The sequence below is a fragment of the Haloferula sp. BvORR071 genome, assembly GCF_000739615.1.
Taxonomy (GTDB): domain Bacteria; phylum Verrucomicrobiota; class Verrucomicrobiia; order Verrucomicrobiales; family Akkermansiaceae; genus Haloferula.
On the sequence record NZ_BATP01000039.1, the window covers coordinates 175,769 to 186,457 of the forward strand.

Genomic DNA, 10,689 nt, shown 5'->3' on the forward strand with positions numbered 1-10,689 from the left:
CCTTTCCGGCAGCGCGACCGAAGCACTTGCCGGAGAGTGTGCCCACCGCCAATCCGCGGCCGTCTAGCGCATCGTCACCAACCCGCAGCGAAAGCGGTGTCGTGCCACCGCACTCCATAGGCCGCTGCTTTATCCCAAGCGTTTGAGCATCGCTTCTTCCATGGCGCGTTCGACGAGGGCGGCGGCGAGGGCTTCGGTGGCGGCGTCGAGGCGTTGGACGGCGGCTTTGAGGGGATTGGGGAGGCCTTCGGCGAGGGCTTGGCGGACGGCGGTGGCGGCGGATTCGATCTCGGTGCGCTCGGCTTCTCCGACAAGATCACCACTGCTGGCCAGGGCCATTTCGACGGCGGGGAGGAGTTCCTCGGCCTTGAGCTTGGCCTCGGTGAAGATGCGCTCGGCCATGTCCTCGAAGGCGAAGTCCACGGACTCGCCGACCATCTTGCCGACGGCTTCGTCATCGACATCGACGGCAGCGCTGCGGATCTCGACGACCGTGTCCTTGCCGGTGGTCACGTCACGGGCGAGGACTTCGAGGATGCCGTTTTCGTCGATGCGGAATTGGACGCCGACGCGGGCCTGGCCCTTGGGCGCGGGCTCGAAGGGGACTTCGAAGTTGCCGAGCTCCCAATTGTCGCGGGCCATCTCGCGCTCGCCCTGGAGCACGCGCAGGCGCATGGAGCTCTGGCCGGCGGCGGCATTGGTGAACATCTCGCCGGCCTTGCAGGGGATGGTGGTGTTGCGCGGGATCAGGATGTTCATCAGACCGCCGAAGGTCTCGATGCCGAGGCTGAGCGGGGTGACGTCTAACAGGACCATCTGGCGCAGGGTGCCGCCGAGGACGCCGGCCTGGATGGTGGCGCCGAGGGCGACGGCTTCGTCGGGGTGCTGGGAGAGGTCGGGCTCGCGGCCGAAGAACTCGGCGACGGCGCGGCGCACGGCGGGGATGCGGGTGCTGCCGCCGACGAGGATGACGGCTTGCAGGTCCTCCGGCTTCACCCCGGCATCGGCGAGGGCTTGGCGGCAGCAGGTGATGCTGCGCTCGATGAACGGCTTGATCCGCGCCTCGAAGTCGGCGCGGCTGACGATGGTTTCCAAACTACGGGATCCATCGTAGAAGGGCGCGCGGAAGGCTTCCTGCTCGGTCTCGGAGAGGCGGCACTTCATGCGCTCGGCTTCCTCGGCGAGGCGGACGCGGGCGGCGGGCTCGAGCGTGTCGAAGTCGATGCCCTCGCGGGCGCAGATGCTGCGAGCCAGCGCGGCGTCCAGGTCATCGCCGCCGAGCCGGGTATCGCCGCGGGTGGCGAGCACCTGGAAGACGCCGTCCTGCATCTCCAGCACCGAGAGGTCGAAGGTCCCGCCGCCGAGGTCATAGACCGCCACGCGCGACTTCTCGCCCAGCTTGTCGAGCCCGTAGGCAAGCGCCGCGGCGGTGGGTTCGCTGAGGATGCGCACGACCTCCAAGCCGGCGAGTTCCCCGGCGCGCTTGGTCGCGGCGCGCTGGGCGTCGTTGAAATAGGCGGGCACGGTGATCACCGCCTTGGTGGCCTCGCGCTCCAGGCGCATCTCGGCGATCCGCTTGAGTTCCTTGAGGATCTCCGCGCTGACTTCCTCAGGACTCAGGCCCAGAACCCGCAGCCCGCCGCTGCCATCGGCGGCTCGCTCCATCGGCACGCAGAACTCGCGCTCCTCCCCGAAGCGGCGGCCCATCAAGCGCTTCACGCTGGTGACGACGCGGCCGGGGTCGGCACTGCGGCGGCGCAGGGCCTTGCGGCCGACTTCGACCGCGGTGCCCATGCTGCCACCGTTTCCGAACCACACCGCGCTCGGCGTGATCCGCTTGCCGTCTTCATCCGCGAGGAGGATCGGGAAGCCGGATTCGACGGCCCCCACGGCGGAATTGGTGGTGCCAAGGTCGATGCCGAGAATGAGGTCGTGGGTCACCTCTGCAAAATCATCCTGCATGCTCTATGCGTCAACAATCGCCTCTGCTATTCAAAGAAGCATGTAAGGATAGATCCGCGAGGGTGTTGCAAAGAAAGGTTGATTTACGGCTAGATCACCGGTAGTCAGGCCTCTATGCCAATGAAGCGCTCCATCATAACAAATAACACAGGTCTAAAATGAGTGAAACTTCAATGGCTATCCTGAAGACCGTTACAGCATTGGGAAAGCCAATAGCAAAATTCGGACTTGAAAAGTTTAAAAATCTTTCTGTTGTTCACCAATTTCGACTGGAGCAAGCTCTTGAATCATCAATCGCTGAGACTTGGGATTCGTTATCAGGATTCTTTCACAGCGAAGGCATAGACTTTGCTCATCGCCAAATTATTGCAAGCGAGTGTGTTTTCGAGTTGCTGCCTTTCGCCGAAAATCCTCAATTGTTAATCGATCAATCACTAGATGGAGAGAAGCTGTTTGAGCATCTTAGAAGCAACTCGGCGTTTCCGGAAGCGATTGTCGAAAATAAACTTGAGTCGATATATCGAACCATTTTCCCTCTTGTTGCTACCATACTTTTCAGGACTTCTGTAATTGTGGAGCAGCTTGAAAAAATGGAATTCAAGGAAGTCCTTCGGCGGTTTGACAGTCTAACTGAGCAGGTCGGGTTTGTGGTTTCAAATATTCAGCAAATCCAACAGCGGCCACAAACTATTTCAGATGAACTCTTTGCTCGGGTCTTGAGACAGTCACTAAAGAGAGTTCTTCTAAACGTGGAAGTTACCGGACTATATGGAGATGTTGTGCTCAAACAAGCAAAGGAAGAAATGTTTGTTCTTCCTAATATTACAACAGAAAAACCTACTAAAGAGTCGAAACGAACTCGGAGTGGAGAGCGCTCCGCAGAGACAATAGAAAACCATTTAGACTACTTTGTAGAACAAAAATCAAGGAGCATCGTTAGAGGGGGGCCTGGATCTGGGAAAAGCACCTGGAGCAGGTGGCTGCAGATTCAAACTATTAGGAAAAGTGAAATTTTAGTTTTATATGTTAAATTGAGAGCCTATGCCGACACTTCGCTTCCATTAATTGTTGACTTGGTTCGCGAATTGATTGGCCCCAATATGGCGCAAGAGATTGAAGCGGAACTAGTTTCCGAATGGGTTAGTCGTGGAAAAATTGGGCTTATATTTGACGGTTTTGATGAGATAGCCCCAGATTCTCGAAATGATGTTGCCGAGCAGATCATCGAGATGACTGACTACAATTCATGTGGCCCGACTGTGATTACATCCAGACCGCTCAATACAGATCATTTAACTAATTTCCGCCGCTCGTGGATAGCATGGGCGATTGAGCCGTTTGATCCACCAAGGGTCGTCGACTACATCAAGAAATGGTATAATTATACTTCGGTTAAGGAAGGTGCTGACCGCGAGGTCGATGCATCTGCCCTGTTCTCTACACTACGTAGGGATCCTCATATTTCTCCCCTCACTAGCAATCCCTTAATGCTGGCGACTCTCTTGATGGTTCATCATAACGACGGAGAGCTTCCCAAAGGCCGCTCGAAACTATATGGTCGTTATATAGATGGAATGCTGGGAATATGGGATGATAAGCAGCAAATTAACGCAGATGTGTCAGGTCTTGATCGTGAACAGAAAAAGCGAGTTCTCACTGCGCTTGCAATAGCTTTACATATCGAGAAAAGGGACGAATTCGATGAAGGAAAGACGTTAGAAGTGGTAAAAAACGCTCTCTATGAATTTGGATACGATGGGCAAGCTCATTTGGCTCTCGACAGCCTTCGAGAAAGAAGTGGTTTGATTGTGGGGCCTGGTTCTTATAGTTTCACCCACAAAAGTATTGGTGAATATTTGGTTGCCCAAGCGATAATTGATGGGAATTTGAGCTATGGGGGTGTCAAGTTGGATCGGCTTAAACTCAATCAAGAGTTGGCGAGTGATCGATGGCTTAATGTCCTCTTTTTCTGGGGTGGCTCAGCGCCAACTTCAGATGTCCAGACCTTTATAGGAGGAATCAGTATCGAACAGTCAGCAGGTTTGGTCATTGGCCTTCTTTGGGATCAAATGGACCGATTCAAGATAGAGTGGGTTCGCGGGGTATTCGAGAAAGTAGTGTATTTTTGGGGCAATTCTGGTCAAGATTCGCTTGAGAAGGCCGGATCACGGCAATACTATGGATGGAGCTTTAATGAATGCAAAATGAGCGAGGCTAGGTGGATGAAAATCCCTGTGGCCCCTGTCAAGCATGTTTCTCTGAATGGGATTGACTCCGAAATAGCTATATCTGGATTGGTTCATAGGATTGGTATGAATTTGGATCAAATTGAGGAAATAAAATGCAGAGCTCTTTATAGTGTTCTTATTCATGCGGCACTTCCTTGGGCTGAGAATTGCGACCTTGGGGTTTATCGCGCAAATTTTCAGCGGTGGCCTCTATGGCTCAAAAAATCTCAAGCTGCTCTCAGAATTTTAAAGGATTATTCAGGAGGATCCCCTGATCGATTGCTCCGGGAATGGGAGGATATTTGGGAGGAGAACGATGGAACGAGCGTTTTGTGGATTTCGTCAGCTTGCTTGCTTAGGGCTGAAAATGCATTGGGAAGCAAAAAGGGGGATTTCCAAATGTTCGGCAATTTGTGTTTAGAATTTCTTCGGATTCCTTGGAGCGATGAGGCGTTGGTTCTTAGTGATAAGTGGATTATGCCGGATCCAGATGAAGAAATTAAGGAAGAGGACCTTTGGACGGATATTTTTGAACATTGCTTGACATGGCTAAGTGAAGAGAATTCCGAGGTTAACGAAAATCTCGAGATGGAATCTCTGGTTGATAGTATTAAAAGCGAACTAAAACGGTTGCAAGATAAGCGTTGCGTGCTTGTTGGGAGGTGATTGATTTTTTTAGATTCGATGGTCGCGACAAGCTGGCCATTTATTGGTAGGTTTAGGGTTGTAGGTTGGTGAGTGAAGTTTGCTCGTCCGTCTTATCGTCTTGATTTTGTGGTGTCCTCTTGTTAAAATATCTTCGAGAAATGGGAAAGCTTACGACACATGTTCTGGATTCAGTCCGTGGAACCCCAGCCGCCGGGCTGTGGTTGGAATTGCGTAGAAAGGGAGAGATATTGGTTGAGGTTGCGACCAATACTGATGGGAGGTGTGATGCGCCTTTGCTTGAGGGGGGCGAGTTTATTCCTGGAGCCTACGAACTTCGATTTAAAGTGCGTGATTACTTCTCCAAAACAGGGGTGCAATGCCCGTTTTTGGATGTTGTCCCCATCTGGTTCGAAGTGGAAAATGGGAAGAACTACCATGTGCCGCTCTTGGTTTCGCCTTATGCCTATTCGACCTACCGCGGGAGTTGAGGAAAGGCAGAGTGCCGAGTGATCGGTGATCGGAGGAAAGGCGGAAGAGTCCGTGGCAGAGGCGTGGATTGAGGGTGCATCCTGATCGGCCGGGGTGTTAGGTGGTGGGGATGAAGTCTTTGGAAGAGGCGCTGGGGAGTTTGCTGGAGCGGATCGAGGCGCTGGGGGAGGTGACGGATACGCCGGGGGCGCTGACGCGGACCTTTCTCTCCCGGGCGAATCAGGAGGCGGCGAAGTTGGTGGGATGGTGGATGGCGGGGGCGGGGATGGCTGTTAGCCATGATGCGGGGGGGAGTGTGCGAGGGGTGTTGGCAGGTGTGCCGGGTGATCAGTGGTCGGTGATCGGTGGAAAGGCAGAAGCGGAAGAGGCGCCGGACGAATCCCGCTTGGCGAATGGCGATGCGAGGCCGCTGGTGTTGGGTTCGCATATTGATACGGTGATCGATGCGGGGAAGTATGACGGGGCGCTGGGGGTGTTGATTGCGATTGCGGCGCTGGAGGTGACGGGGCCGCTGGCATTTCCGGTGCATGTGCTGGGGTTTTCGGATGAGGAGGGGGTGAGGTTCCATGCGACCTATCTGGGGAGCCGGGCCTGTGTGGGGCCGCTGGAGGAGGAGATTCTGGAGCTGCGGGATGCGGAGGGGATTTCGCTAAGGGATGCCTTGGCGGAGGCGCGGCTGGGGAGATTGCGGGAGGGGGAACAGTGGCGGATGGATGAGGAGGCGGAGGCCAGTGAGGGCGTGGCCGTGGAAGCGCACCGGTTGGGAGCTTGGCGGGGAGAGGTGGCGGAGTTCCTGTATCGGCCGGGGGAGTGCCGGGGCTATGTGGAGGTGCACATCGAGCAGGGCCGGGTGTTGGAGGATCTGGGGGAGCCGGTGTGCGTGGTCTCGGGGATCAGCGGGCAGAGCCGGCTGATGGTGACGCTGCGGGGGCAGACGGATCATGCGGGGACGACGCCGATGCATCTGCGCAAGGATGCGCTGGCGGGAGCGGCGGAGTGCGTGCTGGCGGTGGAGCGGCTGGCGAAGGAGCCGGCGAATGTGGAGGCGGGACTGATGGCGACGGTGGGGAAGCTGACGGCATCGCCAGGGGCGACGAATGCGATCCCGGGGGAGGTGAGGTTCAGCCTGGATTTCCGGCATCCGGAGGATGCGGAGCGGGAGCGCTTGTTGGAGTTGCTGCTGGGGCAGTTCGGCGACATCGCGGCGGCGCGGGGGCTGGAGGCATTCGCGAAGGTGGTGCAGGCGAATGCGGCGGTGCCCTGTGATCCGGCGCTGACGGAGCGGCTGCTGGATGCGGTGGAGCCGTTGACGGGGAGAAGGCATCTATTGCCGAGCGGGGCGGGGCACGACGGGGTAATGATGTCGCGGGCGATGCCGATCGCGATGATGTTCGTGCGCTGCAAGGCGGGGCTGAGCCATCATCCGGATGAGTATGCGAGCCCGGGGGATGTGGCGGTGGCGCTGAGGGGGTTGGTGGATTTTCTCAAGAGTGTGGGGTGAGGAGTTTGCTAGTTTTCAGTGTTCAGTTTTCAGGAAAGGCAGGGGAGGTAGGTTCGGCGGGCGGATGGGACTGCTTCGGGCTTGGGTTTTTAACCGCGAAATAACGCGAAAAGGCGCGAAATTTGAAAGGCAGGGGAGTTGGGATCTCTGTGGATTTCACGGTTGCTTCGGCTGTTAGATCTCGCTGCCTTTCGTGCTTTTCGAGGTTGAGATCAAATTTCGTCCCGACCCGGTGAAAGGCAGTTGGTGGGGCGGCATTCTTGGTGCTCCCGGAGTTTCATCCTTTCTCCGAATCACAGACTGATTGATGATTGGAGGATTGAGGATTAGTGATTCTGGCTTTCCCCCATTATGAGCGATTTTGACACGATCATCCGCCGTGCGTCCGTGGTCACGCCTGAGGGCATCCGGGTGCTGGATGTGGGGATTTCGGGAGGATGTTTTGCGGCGCTGGGGGTGGACTTGAAAGGATCGGCAGGGGTGGAGGTGGATGCTGGGGGGAAGGTGATGTTCCCGGGCTTGGTTGATGCGCATGTGCACTTCAATGAGCCGGGGCGGACGGAGTGGGAGGGCTTTGCGACGGGGTCGGCGGCGCTGGCGGCGGGGGGCGGGACGATGTTCATCGACATGCCGCTGAACTCGCATCCGCCGGTGCTGGATATCGGGAGCTTTTCCGCGAAGCGGCGGGCGGGGGAGGCGAACAGCCGGCTGGACTTCGCGATCTGGGGCGGGCTGACGCCGGAGTCGCTGGGGAACATCGCGGACCTGTCGCGGACCGGGGTGGCGAGCTTCAAGGCCTTCATGTGCCCGAGCGGGATCGATGAGTTTTCCGCGGCGAATGAGGCTACCTTGCGCAAGGGCATGCACGTCGCGGCGGAGTTCAATCTGCCGGTGGCGGTGCATGCGGAGAGCCCGGCGGTGATCCTGGCACACCAGCGGGAATTCCCGCCGCCGAAGCCGGGGACGATGGCGGATTGGCTGGCCTCGCGGCCGGTGGCGGCAGAGATCGCGGCGATCGAGATGGCGCTGGGTTGTGCGAAGGATACCGGCTGTGCGCTGCACGTGGTGCATGTGAGTGCGCCAGAGGGGATCGAGCTGATCCATGCGGCGAAGCGCGAGGGGATCAATGTGACCGCGGAGACTTGCCCGCACTATCTGCTGCTGGACACTTGGGCGGCGGAGCGGATCGGGCCAGCGGCGAAGTGCGCGCCGCCGCTGCGGGCGCCCGGGACGGTGGAGGGCCTGTGGCGGAAGCTGGCGGCGGGCGAGATCGATACGATCGGCTCGGATCACTCGCCCTCGCCGCCGGAGCTGAAGGATGGGGATGATGTTTTCGCGATGTGGGGTGGGATCGCCGGGGCGCAGCATGGTTTTCCGCTGGTGCTGGAGCGGGCCGTGGGAGGAGGAATGCCGAATGGCGAAGATCGAATGACGAATGGGGTGGGTTGGCAGCGGCTGGCGGAGGTGTTTGCGGGGAATCCGGCGCAGCGCTTCCGCTTGGACTCGCGCAAGGGGCGGATCGCGGAGGGGATGGATGCGGACTTCTGCCTGCTGGCGCCGGAGGAGTTCCTGATCGAGACAAAGGACTTGCTGGCGCGGCATCCGATATCGCCCTATGTGGGGATGCGCTGCGCATGGCGGGTGGAGGCCACCTGGCTGCGGGGGAATCCCGTCTCGCCCGCCACGCATGGACGCTTCCTGACACCCGATTCACCGCCCGATTGATTTCATGACTCCGCTCTTCGGCCACACCCGCACGAATGTCGCGCTCCGCCACGCCTTGATCGCTCCCGATGGCCATGTGCCGAGCACTTTTCCGGGTTGGGAGGGGGTGACGGCGTATGTGATGCTGTCACCGGCGATCGGCGCGGAGATCAGCCAGATGCTGCTCACCTATGGTGAGGGCGGCGGGATGGCGATTTTCCCGGCGAGCGAGTTTGAGCACGCGCTGTATGTGGAGGAGGGCGATTGCCGGGTGGTGTGGGATGATGGCGATGTGACTTTGGCGGATGGCGGCTTCGCCTTCGTGCCCAGTGAGAACGTGATGGCGCTGCATGGCAGCGAGGGCACGCGGCTGACGCTCTTCCGCAAGATCTATGAGCCGGTGGACAATCTGGAAGCGCCACCGGCGGTGAATGGCCACATTTCCGATGTGCCGGCGGAGCCCTTCATGGGGAATGAGAAGGCGCGGCTGCAGACGCTGCTGCCGCTGGATGTGCGCTACGACATGGCGATGAACATCTTCACTTATCAGCCGGGCGCGACGCTGCCCTTCGTGGAGACCCACATCATGGAGCACGGCTTGCTGATGTTGTCTGGCCAAGGGGTGTATCGCCTGGACGACAAGTATTACCCGGTGCAGGCGGGGGATGCGATCTGGATGGCGCCGTATTGCCCGCAGTGGTTCGTGGCGATGGGGGAGGAGCCGGCGAGCTATCTTTACTACAAGGATGTGCACCGTTTGCCCTAAGCGGGCAAAAATCATCAATCACCAATGTTCCAATCATCAAGCGGAGTGCGCTGCGCGGATTGAGGGAATTTTGAAGGGGCTTTGCAGGTGGCATGAGATTTGCCAGCCTGAGGGAGCATGAAGATGGTGAGCCGCCTTGACCGCGAGATCGATGAGCTTGCGGCGATTTCCGCGCATCCGGCACCGGCGGTGACGCGGGTGATTTTTTCGCCGGAGGATCTGAGCGCGCGGGAGTGGTTGACGGTGCTGGCGAAGGAGGCGGGTTTTCAGGTGCGGCAGGATCCGGTGGGGAATATGTTCATCCGCTGGGAGGGCAGTGAGCCTTGCCTGCCGGCGGTGGCGACGGGGTCGCACACGGACGCGATCCCGAATGCGGGGAAGTATGATGGCGTGGTGGGTGTGCTGGGCGGGCTGGAGGCGATGCGAGCTCTGAAGGAGGCGGGGCATGTGCCGAAGCGGAGCATCGAGTTGATCATGTTTACCTCGGAGGAGCCGACGCGTTTTGGGATCGGCTGTCTGGGGAGCCGCTTGATGGCGGGCACGACCTCGCCCGAGCAAGCACAGGCGCTGCGGGACAGCGAGGGGCGCTCGCTGGATGAACTGCGCGAGGCGGCGGGATGCCGGGGGAATCTGGGCGCGGTGAAGCTTTCGACCGGGGCCTACCGGGCCTTCGTCGAATTGCACATCGAGCAGGGGCCGCTGTTAGAAGAGGCGGGGATCGATATCGGGGTGGTGGAGAAGATCGCGGCACCATCGGCCTTCCGCTTGCTTTTGAAGGGGCAGGGCGGTCATGCGGGTGCGGTGCTGATGCCGGAGCGGAAGGATGCTTTCCTCGCTGCGGCGGAGATCGCGCTGCTGGTGGAGAAGGCGGCGCTGGAAAGCGGCAGCCCGGATACGGTGGGCACGACCGGTCTGGTGGAGGTGAAGCCAGGTGCGATCAACAGCATCCCCTGTGATGTGAAGATGGAGGTGGATTTCCGCGATACCGACAAGGAGACACGAGACAGGGCGCTGGCTCGGATCGGCGACAACACGCATGCGATCTGCCGGCGGCGCGGGATTAAGATCGATTGGCAGGTAATCAATCAGGATCCGCCGGCAAAGTGCGATCCATCGCTGGTGGCACTGGTGGAGGCTCAGGCGAAGGCGGCGGGCTGCACGCAGCAGCGGATGATCAGCCGGGCCTACCATGACTCGCTCTTCATGGCGCGGGTGTGCCCTACGGTGATGATCTTCATTCCCTGCTACAAGGGCTACAGCCACCGGCCGGATGAGTATAGCTCTCCGGAAGCGATCGCGAAGGGGGTGGCGGTGCTGGCGGGGTGCTTGCGGGAGTTGAGCGTGAAGTGAAACAAACGCGTGGGATTCCGGCCTGCGGGCTGCTAGAATGC

General features: G+C 58.9%; 7 protein-coding genes. 6 read left to right on the forward strand and 1 reads right to left on the reverse strand.

What is annotated here, in order from left to right; translation table 11 throughout:
• Window positions 1–129 precede the first annotated feature (129 nt).
• The gene (locus tag BV071_RS21485) at window positions 130–1,962 is read right to left on the reverse strand and encodes an Hsp70 family protein (RefSeq protein WP_052573704.1); all 1,833 of its coding nucleotides are present in this window, start codon (window positions 1,960–1,962) and stop codon (window positions 130–132) included.
• A gap of 158 nt (window positions 1,963–2,120) precedes the next feature.
• On the opposite strand from BV071_RS21485, the gene BV071_RS21490 reads away from it, so the two are divergent.
• From BV071_RS21490 to BV071_RS21510, 6 genes are all read left to right on the forward strand, one after another.
• Entirely contained in the window at window positions 2,121–4,856 is a 2,736-nt protein-coding gene (locus tag BV071_RS21490; RefSeq protein WP_081886145.1) for an NACHT domain-containing protein, read from the forward strand.
• Window positions 4,857–4,996: 140 nt separating this feature from the next.
• The gene (gene uraH, locus BV071_RS34405; RefSeq protein WP_075090973.1) at window positions 4,997–5,326 is read left to right on the forward strand and encodes a hydroxyisourate hydrolase; all 330 of its coding nucleotides are present in this window, start codon (window positions 4,997–4,999) and stop codon (window positions 5,324–5,326) included.
• A 110-nt stretch (window positions 5,327–5,436) separates the two neighbouring features.
• Window positions 5,437–6,828: a M20 family metallo-hydrolase gene (locus BV071_RS21495; protein WP_035611665.1), complete on the forward strand. Its 1,392-nt coding sequence runs from the start codon at window positions 5,437–5,439 to the stop codon at window positions 6,826–6,828.
• Between the two features lie 351 nt (window positions 6,829–7,179).
• On the forward strand, window positions 7,180–8,553 hold the full coding sequence (gene allB / locus BV071_RS21500) for an allantoinase AllB (RefSeq protein ID WP_035611666.1): 1,374 nt from the start codon (window positions 7,180–7,182) through the stop codon (window positions 8,551–8,553).
• Between the two features lie 4 nt (window positions 8,554–8,557).
• Complete coding sequence (allE, locus tag BV071_RS21505) at window positions 8,558–9,298, forward strand: (S)-ureidoglycine aminohydrolase (protein WP_035611668.1); 741 nt, start codon at window positions 8,558–8,560, stop codon at window positions 9,296–9,298.
• A 117-nt stretch (window positions 9,299–9,415) separates the two neighbouring features.
• Window positions 9,416–10,648: a M20 family metallo-hydrolase gene (locus tag BV071_RS21510; RefSeq protein WP_035611669.1), complete on the forward strand. Its 1,233-nt coding sequence runs from the start codon at window positions 9,416–9,418 to the stop codon at window positions 10,646–10,648.
• Window positions 10,649–10,689: the final 41 nt, after the last annotated feature.